The sequence below is a fragment of the Terrabacter tumescens genome, from assembly GCF_014646815.1.
Lineage (GTDB): Bacteria > Actinomycetota > Actinomycetes > Actinomycetales > Dermatophilaceae > Terrabacter > Terrabacter tumescens.
Genome location: NZ_BMNZ01000001.1, coordinates 392,667 through 409,548, shown reverse-complemented (window position 1 = coordinate 409,548; position 16,882 = coordinate 392,667). Strand labels below are relative to the sequence as shown.

The following is a 16,882-nucleotide window of genomic DNA, read 5'->3' as shown; positions in this document are numbered from 1 at the left end:
CGGGAGGTGTCCCGGGGGCCCTTCGGTCTCATGACGCGACGTCAGTCGGAGGTCACTTGAAGGCGACCTTGACCTGCAGCTCGTTGCCGCCGTCGCGGGTCTTGGTGACCGTCATCGTCGTGCCCGAGCCGGCCACCTTGGTGGAACCGAGCGGGTTCTTGGCCGACCAGTAGCGGTCGACGACCGAGTCGTCGAACGTCGGGATCGCGGGCTGCGACGGGACGACCGTCTCGACACCGTTGCGGTGGAAGGTGACCGCGTCGGTCCGCTCCTGGCCGAAGGTGGCGTCGAACGGCTGACGGCGGTTGCCGAGCATGGTCTGCGGACCCGTGGCGTTGTTGAGCATGACCGGCGCCGGGCGGGCGTCGACCGGGAGCACCTGACCGCCACCGGGGTGGTCGATGGTGTTGTTGTCGCCGTACTCGCCGTTGGCGAACCAGACGAGCATGCCGTTCTGGTAGGGGAAGCGCTCCACCCAGTCGGGCTTGCTGTTGCCCCAGCCGAAGTTGTACGGGCCGGTCTTCAGCGTCGCGTCGTAGCCGCTGTAGACGCGGTTCTCGGCGAGGTAGAAGTCCTGGACCTTCTTGGACGACGTGCCGTCGATGATCGAGAAGCCCTTGGCCGTCCAGGCACCTGCACCCGACTCGACGTCGTCGACCGGGCCGGCGACGCCGTCCGTGGTCACGCTGACGTCGTCGACGAAGGCCTCGCTCGAGACGCCGCCGTCGGTGGCGACGCGGAAGCGGAACAGCACGCTCTGGCCCTTGTAGGCCGAGAGGTCCCACGACTTCTGGGTCCAGCCGAAGACGTCGTTGACGGGCGTCCCGACCTGGGTCCAGTTGGCGCCGTTGTCGGTGGAGACCTCGGCGTACATGTAGTCGTAGTCCTTCTCCAGGTTGCCCTGGACCCAGGCGTTGACCGACGCGGACGTCTTGGCACCGGTGAGGTCGACCGTGCGCGAGAGGGTCGAGTTCAGGTTGTCGCCGAACCCGCTCCACCACTCGGCCTTGCCGGAGTGGGGCGTGTTGCGCTCGGAGGTCACCGTGCGCTCGGGCAGCGGCACGATGAGGGCCTGCACCGAGCCGCTCTTGGTGGCGAGATCGGCCTGGCTGAGCTTGACCGAGGTGTTCTCACCGAACGGCACGACCTTGTGGTCGAGCCAGCCGAGCTGGAGCTTCTCCCACGGGCCCATGTAGCCGGGCGTCGTGCCGATCGAGTCCTTGCCGCGGTTGAGCCACGAGCCGCCGCTCATGAGCGTCCAGAAGGCGGTGCTGTTGTCGCCGCCGTTGGTGTCGTAGAGGTCGGGCAGGCCGAGGTCGTGACCGAACTCGTGCGCGAACACGCCGAGGCCGCCGTTCTCGGGCTCGGTCGTGTAGTCACCGATCCACATGCCGGAGCTGCCGAGCGGCACGCCACCGAGCTTGTTGAAGTCGGGGCCGGTCTTGCCGGCGTCGGTGGAGAAGGCGTACCAGCGGTGCGACCAGATGGCGTTGACGCCCTGCGCACCACCGCCGGCCTCCTCGCCCTCACCGGCATGGATCGCCTGGAAGTGGTCGATGTAGCCGTCGGGCTCGTTGAAGTCGCCGTCGCCGTCGTAGTCGTAGCGGTCGACCTTGTCGAACTGCGCGAGGTACGTCTTGATGTCGGCGTCGCTCTTGCCGGCCGCCTTCTGCGCGTTGTACCAGGCCGTCGCGGTGTCCTTGACGTAGTTCCAGTAGCCGTCGGCGTTGTTCTTGGCGCCGTAGCGGGCCTCGTTGTAGGGGACGGTCACCCAGTCGGAGACGTCACCCTTGGCGAGGAAGCGGCCGTTGGACTGCTTGAGGTAGAAGTCCTTGAAGGACTCACCGTTGCCGAACATCATCTCCAGGTAGTGGTCCCGGTTGAAGTCCTTGGTCCAGTACGTCGAGTTGTCGTCGGTGCTGTTGCCGTCCCAGTTGCGGTCCGGCGAGGCGATCTGGTTGTGCACCGGACCGGGGGTCGTGTCGAACGGGGACTTCGTCTGCGTGCCGAAGTCGGTGAGGATCGTGAAGATGTCCTCCTCACGGTTCACCGGGTAGTTGACGTACCGGGACTTGCCCGGCTTGCCGTCCTTGCCCTTGCCCTTGACCTCGATGACGCGGTTGCCGTTGATGGTCTTGGTCGTGGCCTCGCCCTTGAGGAGCTTGGCGACGGCGTCCTTGCGCTCGGCCGCCTGGGCCTCGGCGAGGGGGTTGGGCAGGTTGTCCGGGCGGGAGGCCTGGGCGGCTGCGGGGTCACCGCTCACCGGGGCCTTGGCGACGGGCGTTGCCTGAGCCTGCATCGGGGCGGTGAGGCCGGTGACGACGAGCGCCCCAACAGCCAACCCCGAGACAGCGCTCCAATGGCGCTTGTTCACGTTCTGTCCTCCTGGTCACAAGGCGCCGTGATCCGGCACCTCGCGTATAACAACACACATCACAGACAATGTGGCCTCCAGTCACAGGTCAATCGGAAAAACTTGTGCCAGAAGGCGGTTCGTCGCCAAGAACGTAAAATCTTCGTAAAGGACCGGCCGCGAGGTCTTGGCTAACCAGCCCGAGTCGTATACGGGTCCCACCCGAGTCGTATACGGGTCCCACCCGAGTCGTATACGGGTCCCACCCGTCACAGACCGGGCTCCCCGGCTCACCGATATGCTCCCCGGATGAGCACAGACGCTCCCGAGGAGCTGAGTCCCTACGGTGCCGGCAGCAGGGGTGCGCAGGCCCCCACCCCGGCGGAGGGCGGCGCTCCGTCACCCCGCAAGGTGCGCATCCCCCACCTGCACGCCATGAAGGCCGAGGGTCGCAGGTGGGCGATGCTCACGGCATACGACATGTATGCCGCCCAGATCTTCGACGAGGCCGGCATCCCCGTCCTGCTCGTCGGCGACTCGGCCGGCAACAACGTCTACGGCTACGAGACGACCGTCCCGGTGACGCTCGAGGAGATGATCCCGCTCGTGCGGGCCGTGTCCTCGGCCGCGCGCCGCGCCCTCGTCGTGGCCGACCTGCCGTTCGGCTCGTACGGCGCCTCCGTCGAGCAGGGATTCGCGAGCGCGGTGCGCCTCATGAAGGAGGGCCTCGCCCACGCCGTGAAGCTCGAGGGGGGCACCGCGATGGTCCCCCTCGTCAAGACGCTCACCGATGCCGGCATCCCCGTCATGGCCCACGTCGGCTTCACGCCGCAGAGCGAGCACCAGCTCGGCGGCTACCGGGTGCAGGGTCGCGGGGACGCCGCCGACGCCCTCGTCGACGAGGCGCGTGCCCTGCAGGACGCCGGGGCCTTCGCCGTGGTGCTCGAGATGGTGCCGGCACCCGTCGCCGCCCGCGTCACCGAGGTGCTGAGCATCCCGACGATCGGCATCGGCGCGGGCAACGGCACCGATGCCCAGGTGCTCGTGTGGAGCGACTTCGCGGGCCTGCGCACCGGCAAGGCCCCGCGCTTCGTCAAGAAGTACGCCGACCTGCGCGGCACCCTGCTCGACGCCGCACGGACCTATGCCGCGGACGTCGAGTCGGGCGCCTTCCCCGACGCCGAGCACTCGTTCGAGTCCTGACGCGCCGGCGCCCGTCCGGTCCGGGCCGGACCGCACGGGCGCCGTGGGCGTGTGGGCGTGTGGGCCGGAACGTCCGCGATCAGGACCGGCCGTCGGGCTCAGGCGTCGCCGTCGCCCGACGCCGCCCCGGACCCCGTGGTCCCGCGCTCGTTCCAGTCGCGGTCCTCGGAGTCCCACTGCTCCGTCTTCTTGTGGGCGGTGTCGAGCGCTGCACGCGCCTCCGCCTCGGTGGCGTACGGGCCGAGCACCTGCTCGCCACGGCTGCGGTTGTCATCGGTCTCGACCTGACCCGTGTCGACGTTGTACCAGAAGCTCACGTGCGCACTCCTTCTCTCCTCGGACTCTTGCCACTTCACCGTCGGAGCGGACGGGTCCGCGTCGTGAACGCCACGCGTGGACGCCACCCGCCGACGACCTAGACTCCACCGTATGCCGTTGCTCCAGCCGCGGGTGTCGCCACACCCCCTCAGTCCGCGCCGACCGGTGCCCGCCTCGATCGAACGGCCGCACTACGTCGACGTGCCCAACCCGCGCGAGGACGGCGACGTGCGGATCAAGGACGCCGAGACCATCGAGAAGATGCGGATCGCCTCCCGCATCGCCGCGACGGCCATGGTCGAGGCCTCCAAGGCCATCGCTCCCGGCGTCACGACCGACGCGCTCGACGCGGTGGCGCACGAGTACATGCTCGACCACGGCGCCTACCCCTCACCGCTCGGCTACAAGGGCTTCCCCAAGTCGGTGTGCACGAGCGTCAACGAGGTCATCTGCCACGGCATCCCCGACGCACGCCCCCTCGAGGACGGGGACATCGTCAACATCGACGTCACGGCCTACATCCACGGCGTGCACGGCGACACCGACGCGACCTACCTCGTCGGCGACGTCGACGAGGAGTCCCGGCTGCTCGTCGAGCGCACCCACGAGGCCATGATGCGCGGCATCCGCGCGGCCCGACCCGGCCGCGAGATCAACGTCATCGGCCGCGTCATCGAGAGCTATGCCAAGCGCTTCGGCTACGGCGTCGTGCGCGACTTCACCGGTCACGGCATCGGCCTCGAGTTCCACTCCGGCCTCATCGTCCCGCACTACGACGCCGCGCCGCACTACGAGACGGTGATCGAGCCGGGCATGACGTTCACCATCGAGCCGATGCTCAACCTCGGCACCCACGAGTGGGACATGTGGGACGACCGCTGGACCGTCGTCACCCGCGACCACAGGCGCTCGGCCCAGTTCGAGCACACCATCGTCATCACCGACGACGGCAACGAGATCCTGACCCTTCCCGAGGGCGGCGCAGGCGCTGCCTGAGCCGTCCTGCTGCGTGGGGACTCACGCGCACCCGCACTCGCACCACCAGCACCACCCGCTGACCCGACCACGTCCTCGACAAGGAAGCACGGACCATGGCCAAGCACGGCAAGCCCCTCGGCATCGACATCGGCGGCAGCGGCATCAAGGGTGCCCCGGTCGACCTCAAGGCGGGTGAGCTCGCCGGCAAGCGGCTCAAGATCCTGACGCCCAGGCCGGCCACGCCCGACGCCGTCGCCGAGGTCGTCGACCAGATCGTCGACCACTTCGCCGACGTGACGGGTGACTCACCCATCGGCGTGACGGTCCCGGCGGTCGTCATCCGAGGCACCGTGCTGTCGGCCGCCAACATCGACCCGTCGTGGATCAACACCGACGCCGAGGCGCTCATCAAGGAGCACACCGGCCGTGCCGTCACCGTCCTCAACGACGCCGACGCCGCCGGGCTCGCGGAGATGTACTACGGCGCCGCGAAGGGGGTCAAGGGCCTCGTCATCCTCACCACCCTGGGGACCGGCATCGGCAGCGCGATCATCCACGACGGCCGGCTCGTCCCGAACTCCGAGCTCGGCCACCTCGAGATCGACGGCTACGACGCCGAGGACCGCGCCGCGTCGTCGATCAAGGACATCGAGGGCCTGTCCTGGGACGAGTACGTCGAGCGGCTCCAGACCTACTACGACACCATCGAGAAGCTCTTCTCCCCCGACCTCATCATCGTCGGTGGCGGCATCTCCAAGGACAGCGACGACTTCCTGCCGAAGCTCAAGCTGCGCTGCCCGATCGTCCCGGCGCAGCTGCGCAACCAGGCCGGCATCATCGGCGCCGCGCACCTGGCCGTCGACCGGGCCTGACGAGACGTGGGTGTATGCCGGGTGGCCCGCCACCCGGCATACGCCCACGAGCGCTCTCAACGTCGGGTGCGCCAGACCAGGCGGTGCACCCCGAGGTGCTTCGGCAGGGTCCGCAGCCCGGGGATCCACGGGATGCAGACGAAGCCGATGCTGAGCACGATCATCAGGGCCCAGACGGCGATGTCGGCGTTGTCCGACGTCGAGAACGGCGGCACCTGGTACCACAGCGAGTACAGCCACAGCCACGGCTGGCCCGGGTAGTTGCCCGTCTCGTTCATGATGCCCCACTGGTCTCCACCGAGGTTCTGCGCGCGCGCCGCGTCCTCGAGGTGGGTGCCGTCCGCGAGGAGCAGCAGCGCCTTGGTGCTGTCGACCCCGAAGAAGCTCGTGCGCGACGTGAGCAGGCCCTCGAGCGACCCGCTCTCGGCCAGTCGCAGCTCGGCTGCGGCGATGGCCGGGACCGGTCCGTAGTCACCGCTCGCGACCTTGGCCGGGTCACCGTCCGGCGCGGCGGCCAGCGCGTCCACGTAGGCCGAGGCCCACGCCTGCTGCCGGTCCGCGGACGCCGCGTCCCACACCCGAACGGCGGCGCTGGAGGCGGCGTCGGAGGTGAGGGTGCGCACCGGGTCGAGGACGAGGTCCTTGGCCGGGTCGACCGGCTGGGTGACACCCGGCAGCGACTGCAGGTCGACCGGTCCCAGGCTCTGCCCCTCGCTCGCGGTGTTGTACGGCGGACCGTAGCCGGCGCTCGTCGTCGTCCCGGCCAGCTCACCGGCGGCCGTGGCGACGACGTCGGACGGAGCCTGACGGGCCCACTGCTGCAAGGAGATCGCCGGCTCGTCCGGCGAGGAGAAGACGAGCGCGGCGACGACGGAGAGGACCGAGACCACCGCGAGCGCGATGACGAACTCCTTGACGAGGTCGTAGCGACGGGTGGGGAAGGCGTGCGCGTCGGGCGTGGGTCCCCATCCACCGGTCCCCCTGCTCATGTCGCGACCTTCTCGCCGGCGTCAGCCGTCGGGTCCGTCGCGTCGATGGGTGGCGCGACGCCCCGACGCCGCACGAGGACCACGTGCACGGTGACGATGCCACCGACGACCAGGGGCAGGAGCGAGACGTGCCACAGCACCATCTGCCCGAGGTTCATGACGTTGAAGTACGCCCCGATGCCGGCAGCGTTGAGCCCGTCCTTGGCCTGGGTCGAGATCCACTGCGAGTCGAAGTTGGTCTGGATGAGGTAGCCCGTGAAGGCCGTCCCCAAGGAGCCGAAGAAGGCGAGCGCGCCTGTCGCCCAGGTCATTCCGCGGTTGCCCCGCCATGAGGCCATGAAGAACTTGCCCCACATGTGGATCACCATCGTGGCGAAGAACAGCTCGACGCTCCAGAGGTGCACGGAGTTGACGAAGTGACCGAACGAGCTCGTGTGCCACCACGTGACACCGCCGAGGGTCAGCACCAGGCCCGAGACGATGATGACGACCAGGCTGCTGAGACAGGCGACCCCGAACACGTAGATCCACGACGCGACGTAGACCGGCTGCCGGTCAGGCAGCCACTGGCCCTTGGGCACGAGGCCGTCGACCCACCGCGTGACGGCGGCGGTCCAGGTCGTGCGTCCCGCACCGGCCGAGGACGCCTCCGACGTGGCGCGCGGGGAGACCTCCGCCCTGCTCATCGGTCCTCGTCCTCACGGTCGGAGGGGAACGGCAGCACGAGCGCGAGCACGAAGACGACGACCATCGCGAGGATGACGACGAGGTTGGCGACGGTGATCGTCAGCCAGCCCCACTGGACGACTGGTCCTGCGGGCACCGGCTGTGACACGGCGAGCAACTGGGTGATCATGTCTGGCCTCCGGGAGCGCGAAGATGTGAGTCCTCCTGCCCGGTGCAGACCTACTACACAACGTAAGAGTAGGTCGCCTCGGGGCCGGTGCGCACCGGAACCGGATGTTCCCCGGAAACGCTCAGGTGCGTCGGAGGGTCGACAGCAGCTCCGGCGCGCGCCGGTCGTAGAGACGGGCACCCGCCCCCACCCCGACGAGACCGACGACGACGCCGAGGCAGACCCCGACGAGGCCGGCGGCCCAGCCGGCCCACGCCGACCCCTGCCACGCCAGCCAGGCGAGCAGGGTCGTCGGTGCCGTGAGCGCGATCGTCGCTAGGCTGGCCAGCGACTGGGCGGCGATGGTTATTCCGGCGGCCCCCGGTGGCGCGTTGAAGGGGCTGTCCCCCGACTCCGGCACGGGGTAGGGCAGCACGACGTTCATGACGCTCGACACGGCATACCCCGACCCGAGCAGGCCCACCGACAGGCCGAGCACGGCCGGGAGCAGGTCCCACCGTCTGGCGACGGCGACCCCGACGAGGACGTAGACGGGCACGAGGACGGCGGCGAGCAGAAGTGCCGGCACGATGCGCCCGCGCCGGTCGTCCCGGCCCGAAACACCGGACACGACGTGCAGCCAGAGCGCATCGGACTCGTAGGCGACCGCGTTGTGCTCGCTCCAGCCGAGGAGGAAGGCGACGAGCGGGCCCATGAGCAGCGGCGTCCACGGGACGTCGCCGGCGATGAACGGCACGAGCAGCGCGAGCGGGACGAGCGGCGTCATGGCCATGCTGATCTGGTAGCGCGGGTCACGCCGCCAGTAGGTCAGCACCCGCGCGGCCACGGCGCCGAGCGGCGTGCCGGGCAACCGCGCGAGCAGTCCGAGGTCGTCGCCCAGCGACGCACCCGAGTCGGTGCGCGACACGGCGCGCGGGTTGTCGACCTCGTCGCGCAGCACCCGCGACCAGAGCTGGAAGACGACCACGAGCAGGCCTGCGGCCAGGAGCAGCCGCACGATCCCGTTGCCCAGGTCACCGGCCGCCACGTCGCCCGGGGCGGCCCAGGCCCAGCCGAGGGGTGACCAGGCGACGATCCCCGCAGCCGTCGTGGCCAGTTCACGCAGGTCAGTGCCGAGGTTGGCGACCACGGACACGGCCGGGCCGATGACGACGAGCAGCAGCAGCCCGAGCACCGCGACGACGTCACGCCCCCGGCGGCTCGAGATGGCGCTCGTCATGATCGCCGAGACCCAGCGGCTCGTCGTGATGGCGGTGAGCAGGCCGATGGCGGTCGCGACGACGGCGACAGCCGTCGACAGCGCGGTGTGCGACCACGCCACGACGACACCGAGCGAGAGCACCGTCGAGGCGATCGCGGGCAGCCCGACGAGCGCTGCCGCCAGGAGGCCGACGGCGAGGTCGCGGTGCGGCACGGCGAAGGTGGCGAAGCGCCCCGGGTCGAGCGTCGGGTCCGACCCGAACGAGAAGAGCGGCACGACCGTCCAGAGGATGATCCCGGCGGCGCCGGCCAGCGGGATGACGACGCGCGCGGCGTCGAGCGAGGCCCGGAACGTCGCGAGGATGACGGCGAGCCCGGCCACGAGCACGGCGAAGTAGACGATGCCGACGACGGCGCCGATCGCCTGGGCCAGGCTGCGCCGGAAGATGTTGCGCAGCAGGGTGAGCTTCAGTCGGACGAGGTGCGCAACCACGACAGCCCCACCACCTCGGTGGACCCGCCGACGAGGTCGACGAACCGCTCCTCGAGCGTGCGGCCGCCCCGGACGGCGTCGAGCTCGCCCGTGGCCAGGACGGTGCCGTCCGAGATGACGGCGACGTGGGTGCAGATGCGCTCGACGAGGTCCATGACGTGGCTCGAGAGGACGACCGTGCCACCGGACTCGACGAACCCGGAGAGGATCCGCCGGATCGTCGCGGCCGAGACGGGGTCGACGGCCTCGAACGGCTCGTCGAGCACGAGCACCCGTGGACCGTGGACGAGCGCCGACGCCAAGGTCACCTTCTTGGTCATGCCGGCCGAGTAGTCGACGACCAGCTTGCCCTGGGCCTCGGTCAGGCCGAGGGCGGCCACGAGCTCGGCAGCCCGCTCCGACGCGAGCTCGCGGGACATGCCCCGGAGCAGGCCGGCATACGTGATGAGCTGGAGGCCGGTGAGGCGGTCGAAGAGCTTGAGCCCGTCGGGGAGGACCCCGATGAGGCGCTTGCTCGCGACCGGGTCGGACCAGACGTCGCGGCCGAGGACGAACGCCTGGCCGGCGTCGGGTCGCAGCAGCCCGGTGACCATCGACAAGGTCGTCGTCTTGCCGGCACCGTTGGGTCCGACGAGACCGAAGAACGAGCCCCGCGGCACGTCGAGGTCGATGCCCTTGACGGCGATGAGGTCGCCGAAGCGCTTGCCGAGGCCGCGCAGTGCGATGGCCGGCCCGTCGGCCGGGCCTCCTTGCGGCGCAGGCAGATCGGTGATGTCGCTCATGTCGCTCCCCCGAGGTCGAGCGTCAGAAGGTCGCGGACTCGGCGTCGCGGAGGGGGACGTAGGTCAGGCCCTCCACCCCCGAGAACTGCTCGACGTGGCCGGAGTACATCCGGTGCCCGAGCTCGCTCAGCAGCGCGTCGTGGATCGGGATGAACACCCGGGGCGCGACGCGGCCCACGAAGTCGATGGAGTCGCGGCTGGCAGCCCAGGGCGCGTTGAGCGGGTGCGCGAGCACGTCGACCGGACCGGGCTCGCCGTCGTAGGCGTCGCCGGGGTGGTAGAGCGACGGCTCGCCGTCGGCCCGCAGGACGACGCCGACGTTGGGGATGCGCGGCATCTTCGCGTGGTTGAACGCGTGCAGCTCGCCCACGGGTGTCACGGTCACGTCGCCGACGGCGAAGTCCTCGCCTTGCCGTGACGGCACCGCGTCGAGCCCCTCGGCACGCAGCTTCTCTGCCGTCAAGGGGTCGGTGTGCACCGTGGCGCTCGGGTTGGAGCGCAGCAGCGCGGCGACCCGCTCGGCGTCGAAGTGGTCCGCGTGGTTGTGGGTCACGAGCACCGCGTCGAGGTCGGTGAGGTCCTCGAACCCCGACGAGAAGCTGCCCGGGTCGATGAGGATGCGACGGTCGGCGGCCTCGACGAGGAGGCACGCATGTCCGAGGTGAGTCACGCGCATGGCTCCACCTAACCACGCGCCGGCTCGGCCGACGGGCGAGACACAGCCCACGCCTGCGGCCAAGCCACTGCGTCCGTCGCAGCCGCTGCGTCGTCAGGAGATCGGCGTGCGGTCAGGCGTCGACGTGCGTGAGTCTGGCCTCGTACATCTCGATCTTGACGTCGATCGCCGCGAGGTGGTCGTGGACCTCGGCGAGCTGCGCGAGCACCCGGGCCCGGTGGGTCTGCAGGAGGGCCAGCCGCTCGGTCTCGTTGCCGTCGCCCTGACGGCACAGGGCGGCATACGCCTTGACCTCGCGGATCGACATCCCCGTGGCGCGCAGGCGCGTCAGCATCGTGACCCACGTCAGGTCGCGCTCGGTGTAGACGCGGTGGCCGGAGCTCGTGCGGCGCACGCCCCGGAGCATGAGCCCGTCGCGCTCGTAGTAGCGCAGGGTGTGCGGGGTCAGGCCGGTGCGCTCGGCGGCCTCGGCGATGGTCAGTCCCTCGGCCGGTGCGGTGACAGTCACCAGCCCATGGTCGGGGTTGGAGTGCACTCCAAGTCAAGCGTGCGGCGTGGAGTCGTGCTCGCGACCGTCGTCCGTGACCCGGCACAGGGCCGAGCGCAGGCGCCGCTGCCGGGCCCGTCCGACACCGAGGACCCCCGAGAGCCTGCGCTGCTGCGCGGCCGGCCAGGTCCAGCACCTGCCCTCGGCGGGCGCCGGGCTCGTCGACGGGTGCTGGCTGCAGCTCGGGCGCGGCACGGCGTTCTCCTGTCGTCGGCGGTCTGTCTGGGAACGAGGAGAGCGCCGCGCAGGTTACGCGCCATCCGTCACGGACTCCTGCGACCCTGTCGCCGCAGGCGTGACCAGACCGGCGACGACGCCGGCGGCAGCCGCAGGGAGCCGGTGTCGGTGGGCACGACCGCGGACTCCCGGGCGGCTTCGAGCTCGGCGAGCGCACGCAACGAGTCGCTGATGAGCGAGCCGTAGACGGGCCACTCGTCGGGGTCCTCCAGCGGGGTCGTGCGCACCTCCTCGCGAAGCCTGGTCAGCACGTCGTACGCCGTGCGGATGCCGTCGTCGAACTTCGCGGCGGCCTCGTCGTCGTGTTTCCCGAACTGCGAGACGGCCCTCGCGAGGCCCCCGAGGGCGTCCGCGTACTCGCTGAGGAACGACTCCGACGGGGTGGGCTGGTGCCGTCGCTCGTCCGCGGCGTCGACGAGGGTCCGGGCGATTCCCGTCGCCTGCCAGAGCATCCGGCGCAGCGTCTTGACGGTGTGCTCGTAGCCCTCCCAGTCGATGTCGGCCGGCCGGATGTTGCCGCGCAGGTTGAACCGTGTGCTCTCGCGCCCCGTGCGGATGTCCTCGATGACGAAGGGAGCCTTCTCGGCGATCTCGCTGCCACGGCGGTACCACCGGTTCGCCGCCTTCGCGTCCCAGTCGCCCCGCAACCCCTCCGCCATCTCGTCGAGGAGCTCGCGCACCTGCCGGGCCAGGGCCGACACCCTCTGGCGAGGCTTGGTCAGGTGGAGCGGCGCGAACACGATCGCGTTGGTCGCCACGCCGATGACGCCGCCCGCGATCGTCTCGACGATCGTGAGGTAGGTGAACTCCTCGTTGGTCCCCTTGGCGGTGATGAGTGAGAGCAGCACCATCGCGGGGACCTGGATGCCGTGGTCGCCGAGCCTCGACCACCGTCCGATGACCAGTGAGACGAGGATGACCCCGAACATCGTCCACCAGTAGACGCCGAAGACGGTCGCGACGACCCAGGCGACGCTGAGGCCGAGGACCACCGCGGCGATGCGTTGCGCGCTCGCCGAGAGCGAGCGCACCATCGTGCGGTCGACGACGAGCAGGGCCGCCATGGGTGCGTAGAACGGAACCGGGCTGTCGAGCACCCGGACGGCGAACTGCCACGCCAGCACCGTCGCGATGGCGGCCTTGACGAGCAGCAGGAGCGCGTCGCGCTCGGGGCCGGGCTGGTGCAGCGCGCGGCGCAGGGCGCGCAGTCGTTGTCTCGTGTCGTCCTGCCACTGGCTCACCGGTCACCGCCCCCGCGGGGTGCCCACACGCCCGGCACGACGCGTGCGTCGTCTCCCACGGGCCCCACTCTAGGGGGCGCCGGAGGTCAGCTCGACCTGCGCTCGGCGGCCTCGGCGACCGCCCGCTTGTCGATGTCGTCCATGGCACGGGTGTCGCGCGGCTCCGCGAACGGCTCGAGGTCCTCGGGCACCCCCTCCGCGATGGCGCGGCTGCGGTCGAGCTCGGCGTTGACCTCGGCCCCGAGCAGGATCGCGATGTTCGTCAGCCAGAGCCACACGAGGAAGACCACGACGCCGGCGAGTGAGCCGTAGGTCTTGTTGTACGACGAGAAGAAGGCGACGTAGACGGCGAAGAGCCCGGAGACCACGAGCCAGATGAGCACGGCGATGATGCCGCCGGGGCTGACCCACTTGACGCCGCCCTGCTTCGCGTTGGGGCTGGCCCAGAACAGCACCGCGAAGAGCACGGAGACGAGGACCAGCAGGACCGGCCACTTGAGCACGCCCCACACGAGGAGTGCCGTGTCGCCTGCGCCCAGGAGGCCACCGATCTGCTGCGCCACTGGTCCGCTCACCACGACGATGACCGCGCTGATGATCATGACCACGACGGCGAACAACGTGACCCCGACGCGGATGGGGATGGTCTTCCAGATGGGCCGACCCTCAGGTATGTCGTAGATGACGTTGGAAGCCCGCATGAAGGCCGACACGTAGCCGGAGGCCGACCACAGGGCCACGAGCAGGCCGAGCACCGCACCCAGGCCGGCACCGGTCCGGTTGGCCTGCGCCTGGGCGACGAGGGTGCGCACGAAGTCGGCGCTGGAGCCCGGTGCCACGGCCTGCACCTGGTCGACGACCTGGGCCGTGGCATCACGGCCGAGCAGCCCCAGAGCGGCGACGAGCACGACGAGGGCCGGCGCGATCGAGAGCAGGCCGTAGTAGGTCAGCGACGCCGCGAGGTCGGTGAGACTGTCACGCTTGAACTCGACGCGCGCGCGCTTGAGCACGGCGACGAGAGAGGAGCGCGGCAGGTCCGTCGGGCCGTCCGGCGCCGAGTCGCGGGGCGATTCGGGAGCCGAGTCGCCGGCCGAGTCGTGGGCGGAGTCGCGAGCGGAGTCGCCGGAAGAGTCGGGAGTGCGGTCGCTGCGCTTCGAGGGGTCGCGCACGTAGTCGTCTGCTGGAGCCATGCCCCCCGCGTACCCAGTGGACGGGGACGGCGCACCGCATCGGCGCCTCGAGCACCCGGTTCGATGCGCCGGGCGGGCCAGTGGCAGCATGGGGCGCTGGTGTGGGTACGACCTAGACGCACCACCCCCATGCACCACGCAGCGACGAGCCGGATCCCGCACGCACCGGAAGGAGACGAGGATGGCGCAAGCACCACCCGTCCTCATCGCCGACCGCTACCGGCTGATGAACCGGATCGGCACCGGCGGCATGGGGCACGTGTGGCTGGCCTGGGACGAGCGGCTCAACCGTGCCGTGGCCGTCAAGCAGCTGCACTCCCCCGTCGGCCTGCCGGAGGACGAGGCCCGCGTCGCCCATGACCGCGCCATGCGCGAGGCCCGGATCACGGCGCGCCTGCACCACCCCAACGCCGTTCCCGTCTTCGACGTCGTGGACCACGAGGGCTCGCCGTGCCTCGTCATGCAGTACCTTCCCTCGCACAGCCTCCAGGCCGTGCTGACCGAGCGGGGGCCTCTGCCGCCCCGCGAGGTGGCCCGCATCGGGAGCGAGCTCGCCGCGGCCCTCGCTGCCGCTCACCGGGCCGACATCGTGCACCGCGACGTCAAGCCCGGCAACGTCCTCGTCGCCGACGACGGCACGGCGCGGATCACCGACTTCGGCATCTCCCACGCGCTGGGCGACGCCTCGCTCACCTCGACCGGCATGGTCACGGGGACCCCGGCCTACCTCGCACCCGAGGTCGCCCGCGGCACGTCGTCGAGCGCAGCCTCCGACGTCTTCTCCCTCGGCGCGACGCTCTATGCCGCCGTCGAGGGGTCTCCGCCCTTTGGCACCGGCGACAACGCGATGGCGCTGCTGCACCGGGTCGCGTCCGGCTCGATCAACCCGCCCTCGGACGGCCCTCTCACCGCTCTCCTGCTCGCGATGCTCGCCCCCGCGCCCGAGGACCGCCCGTCGATGCGGAAGGTCTCGGACCAGCTCGCCGAGATCGCCGCGGGGCGCGCGACCCGCGACGTCACCGACCAGCCCGACACGGACCGTCCGAGCCGGACGCGGGTGCTGCCCGTGGCCGGGGCCGCCGCCGCAGGAGCCCCTGCAGAAACCACTGCAGAAGCCGTCGAACCGTCGGCGCCGACGACGTCACCCACCTCTCGCCTGGCAGCCGCGGCACCCGCGACGTCCGCCGCCGCACCGCCCGTGGAGCCGGCCGAGAAACCTGCGGTGGAGCCCACCCCGGAGCCTGTCGAGGAGCCCACTCGTGAGCCCGCTGTGCACGAGGGGGCCGGCCATCCGGCATACGCCATTCCTCCGGGCACCACCCGGGAGGCACCGGCCGAGCGACGCCGGCGCCTGCTCCTGCTGGCCGGCGTCATCGTGCTCGTGGGTCTCGGGCTGGTCGTCTGGGCCCTGCGGGGCGAGCGCCCCTCGGCCGGCCAGGCCGCACCGCCCGCGGTGACCTCCAGCGCCACACCGCGGCCGAGCACTCCGCCTCCCAGCACGTCCAAGGCCGAGCAGCCCTCGGCGAGCACGCCGGCCAAGCCCACCCCCACGCCTTCGACGCCGTCGACGCCCTCGAAGGCGCCGTCCACGACACCCTCGACGGCGCCCGCCGGCACGACCGACGCCGAGCTCGCGAAGGCCGTGCGCGACTACTACGCACTGCTCCCCGACAACAGGGACGCCGGGTGGGCCCGTCTCACCGACCGCTATCGGTCGACGACCGCGGGCAGCCGCTCGACGTACGAACGCTTCTGGTCGTCGGTCGACTCCGTGAGCGTCCGTCAGGCGTCGGGGTCGGCACCGGGATCGGTCGTCGCCACCCTGCGCTACGCCTTCGCCGACGGCCGCCGCTACGAGGAGCGCACGTCGTACACGCTCGTCGACGACGGCGGGGTCCTGAAGATCGACCGCTCGTCGGTGCTCAGCAGCCGCCGGCTCTGAGCGCGGCCGGCTGACGCGTGGGCGCTGCACCACGTCGTCCGGCCCCGGACGTACCGAGCCCCGCCGACCGCGTTCGGGTGGCCATGCCCTCAGATCGTGGGCGGGGCGCCGCGGTCGGCGGGGTGCTCGGGATGGGGCTCAGCGGACGACGAGGCGACTCGTCACGGGCAGCGCCACATGACCAGTGAACGCGTGGAGTGCCCTGCTCGGTTCCGCGAGGCGCCGACCGGTGCGACGACGCTCGTCGTGCAGGCCTGCACGAGACGCTCGAGCATGGCGGCTCGCTCGGTGCCCGTCATCACCGTGGCGATCGTCTCGTCGTCGCTCGGCGTCATTGCGCTCATCGAGGTCTCCCTGGTCGCGGTGGCCGGCTCGTCCCTGCGGCCGGTCTGCCAGGTACAGGTGTACCAGCCCCATTCGGCCCAATGATCCTTAATGCCCGATTTCTGCAAGAAAGTCTCAAGGAACGTACAAGCCACGGTATCGCGACGGTATCGCTCGAAGGCCCTTCAGACGTCGGCTACATTCGGGCCGCGCCGTCCCGGACCGCCTCCCGGATGCGGTTGTAGGTGCCGCACCGACAGACGTTGCGTATGCCGTCCAGGTCCTCGTCGGTGATCTGGCGGCCCTCGGCCCGCACCTTGCGCACGAGGGCGACCGCCGCCATGATCTGGCCCGGCTGGCAGTAGCCGCACTGGGCGACGTCCCGCTCGAGCCACGCCTCCTGCATGGGGTGCAGGTCGGCGCCGACCGTGTCGGGGAGCCCTTCGATCGTCGTGATCTCGTCGTCGGGGCCCACGTCCTTGACCTGCACCGAGCAGGGGTTGAAGGCCTTGCCGTTGATGTGCGAGGTGCAGGCCTTGCAGACGTTGATCCCGCAGCCGTACTTCGGTCCGGTGATGCCGAGGACGTCGCGCAGGACCCAGAGGAGCCTGACGTCGTCGGCGACGTTGACCGTGACGGCCTCGCCGTTCACCCGGAAGGTGTGTTGTGCCATGGAGATGC

At 70.6% G+C, this 16,882-nt stretch carries 18 protein-coding genes; 4 read left to right on the top strand and 14 right to left on the bottom strand.

The window, feature by feature from the left end; genetic code table 11:
• Positions 1 to 52: 52 nt before the first annotated feature.
• Positions 53 to 2,374, bottom strand: a complete 2,322-nt coding sequence (locus IEY30_RS01915) for an immune inhibitor A domain-containing protein (protein ID WP_030146355.1) — start codon at positions 2,372 to 2,374, stop codon at positions 53 to 55.
• 288 nt (positions 2,375 to 2,662) lie between these two features.
• Here IEY30_RS01915 and panB point away from each other — a divergent pair, with 288 nt between their 5' ends.
• On the top strand, positions 2,663 to 3,556 hold the full coding sequence (panB, locus tag IEY30_RS01910; protein ID WP_030146356.1) for a 3-methyl-2-oxobutanoate hydroxymethyltransferase: 894 nt from the start codon (positions 2,663 to 2,665) through the stop codon (positions 3,554 to 3,556).
• Positions 3,557 to 3,654: 98 nt separating this feature from the next.
• Here the strand turns inward: panB and IEY30_RS01905 are convergent, their stop codons facing one another.
• Positions 3,655 to 3,873, bottom strand: a complete 219-nt coding sequence (locus IEY30_RS01905; RefSeq protein ID WP_030146357.1) for a hypothetical protein — start codon at positions 3,871 to 3,873, stop codon at positions 3,655 to 3,657.
• A gap of 112 nt (positions 3,874 to 3,985) precedes the next feature.
• On the opposite strand from IEY30_RS01905, the gene map reads away from it, so the two are divergent.
• Together map and ppgK are read left to right on the top strand one after the other, a co-directional pair.
• On the top strand, positions 3,986 to 4,870 hold the full coding sequence (gene map, locus IEY30_RS01900) for a type I methionyl aminopeptidase (RefSeq protein WP_030146358.1): 885 nt from the start codon (positions 3,986 to 3,988) through the stop codon (positions 4,868 to 4,870).
• A 95-nt stretch (positions 4,871 to 4,965) separates the two neighbouring features.
• Positions 4,966 to 5,724 (top strand): polyphosphate--glucose phosphotransferase, encoded by a 759-nt coding sequence (gene ppgK / locus IEY30_RS01895; protein ID WP_030146359.1) that lies wholly within the window; start codon positions 4,966 to 4,968, stop codon positions 5,722 to 5,724.
• 56 nt (positions 5,725 to 5,780) lie between these two features.
• On the opposite strand, the gene IEY30_RS01890 is transcribed toward ppgK, so the two are convergent.
• From IEY30_RS01890 to IEY30_RS01850, 10 genes are all read right to left on the bottom strand, one after another.
• Positions 5,781 to 6,713 (bottom strand): hypothetical protein, encoded by a 933-nt coding sequence (locus tag IEY30_RS01890; protein ID WP_030146360.1) that lies wholly within the window; start codon positions 6,711 to 6,713, stop codon positions 5,781 to 5,783.
• Positions 6,710 to 7,399, bottom strand: coding sequence for a cytochrome b N-terminal domain-containing protein (locus IEY30_RS01885; protein ID WP_081920256.1), 690 nt, complete (start codon positions 7,397 to 7,399; stop codon positions 6,710 to 6,712). Before IEY30_RS01885 ends, IEY30_RS01890 begins: the two co-directional genes overlap by 4 nt.
• Positions 7,396 to 7,569 carry a hypothetical protein gene (locus IEY30_RS01880; protein ID WP_156035042.1) on the bottom strand — a complete coding sequence of 58 codons (174 nt, stop codon included), beginning with the start codon at positions 7,567 to 7,569 and terminating at the stop codon, positions 7,396 to 7,398. The genes IEY30_RS01885 and IEY30_RS01880 overlap by 4 nt, the downstream gene beginning before the upstream one ends.
• 121 nt (positions 7,570 to 7,690) lie before the next feature.
• The gene (locus IEY30_RS01875; protein WP_030146362.1) at positions 7,691 to 9,262 is read right to left on the bottom strand and encodes a hypothetical protein; all 1,572 of its coding nucleotides are present in this window, start codon (positions 9,260 to 9,262) and stop codon (positions 7,691 to 7,693) included.
• Positions 9,238 to 10,044 (bottom strand): ABC transporter ATP-binding protein, encoded by an 807-nt coding sequence (locus IEY30_RS01870; RefSeq protein ID WP_030146363.1) that lies wholly within the window; start codon positions 10,042 to 10,044, stop codon positions 9,238 to 9,240. Before IEY30_RS01870 ends, IEY30_RS01875 begins: the two co-directional genes overlap by 25 nt.
• A 22-nt stretch (positions 10,045 to 10,066) precedes the next feature.
• Entirely contained in the window at positions 10,067 to 10,720 is a 654-nt protein-coding gene (locus tag IEY30_RS01865; RefSeq protein WP_030146364.1) for an MBL fold metallo-hydrolase, read from the bottom strand.
• 112 nt (positions 10,721 to 10,832) lie between these two features.
• Positions 10,833 to 11,228, bottom strand: coding sequence for a MerR family transcriptional regulator (locus IEY30_RS01860; protein WP_229674791.1), 396 nt, complete (start codon positions 11,226 to 11,228; stop codon positions 10,833 to 10,835).
• A 33-nt stretch (positions 11,229 to 11,261) separates the two neighbouring features.
• Positions 11,262 to 11,462 (bottom strand): hypothetical protein, encoded by a 201-nt coding sequence (locus IEY30_RS21745; RefSeq protein WP_030146366.1) that lies wholly within the window; start codon positions 11,460 to 11,462, stop codon positions 11,262 to 11,264.
• A gap of 68 nt (positions 11,463 to 11,530) precedes the next feature.
• The gene (locus IEY30_RS01855) at positions 11,531 to 12,745 is read right to left on the bottom strand and encodes an FUSC family protein (protein ID WP_030146367.1); all 1,215 of its coding nucleotides are present in this window, start codon (positions 12,743 to 12,745) and stop codon (positions 11,531 to 11,533) included.
• A gap of 86 nt (positions 12,746 to 12,831) precedes the next feature.
• Positions 12,832 to 13,935: a YihY/virulence factor BrkB family protein gene (locus IEY30_RS01850; RefSeq protein WP_043415595.1), complete on the bottom strand. Its 1,104-nt coding sequence runs from the start codon at positions 13,933 to 13,935 to the stop codon at positions 12,832 to 12,834.
• A gap of 181 nt (positions 13,936 to 14,116) precedes the next feature.
• On the opposite strand from IEY30_RS01850, the gene IEY30_RS01845 reads away from it, so the two are divergent.
• Positions 14,117 to 15,877, top strand: coding sequence for a protein kinase domain-containing protein (locus IEY30_RS01845; RefSeq protein ID WP_052358138.1), 1,761 nt, complete (start codon positions 14,117 to 14,119; stop codon positions 15,875 to 15,877).
• A gap of 161 nt (positions 15,878 to 16,038) precedes the next feature.
• Here IEY30_RS01845 and IEY30_RS01840 read toward each other — a convergent pair whose 3' ends face one another.
• Both IEY30_RS01840 and IEY30_RS01835 read right to left on the bottom strand, forming a co-directional pair.
• Positions 16,039 to 16,221, bottom strand: coding sequence for a hypothetical protein (locus IEY30_RS01840; RefSeq protein ID WP_156035043.1), 183 nt, complete (start codon positions 16,219 to 16,221; stop codon positions 16,039 to 16,041).
• Positions 16,222 to 16,397: 176 nt separating this feature from the next.
• A complete protein-coding gene (locus tag IEY30_RS01835) occupies positions 16,398 to 16,874 on the bottom strand; it encodes a (2Fe-2S)-binding protein (RefSeq protein ID WP_030146370.1) in 477 nt (158 codons plus the stop codon).
• Between the last annotated feature and the right edge of the window lie 8 nt (positions 16,875 to 16,882).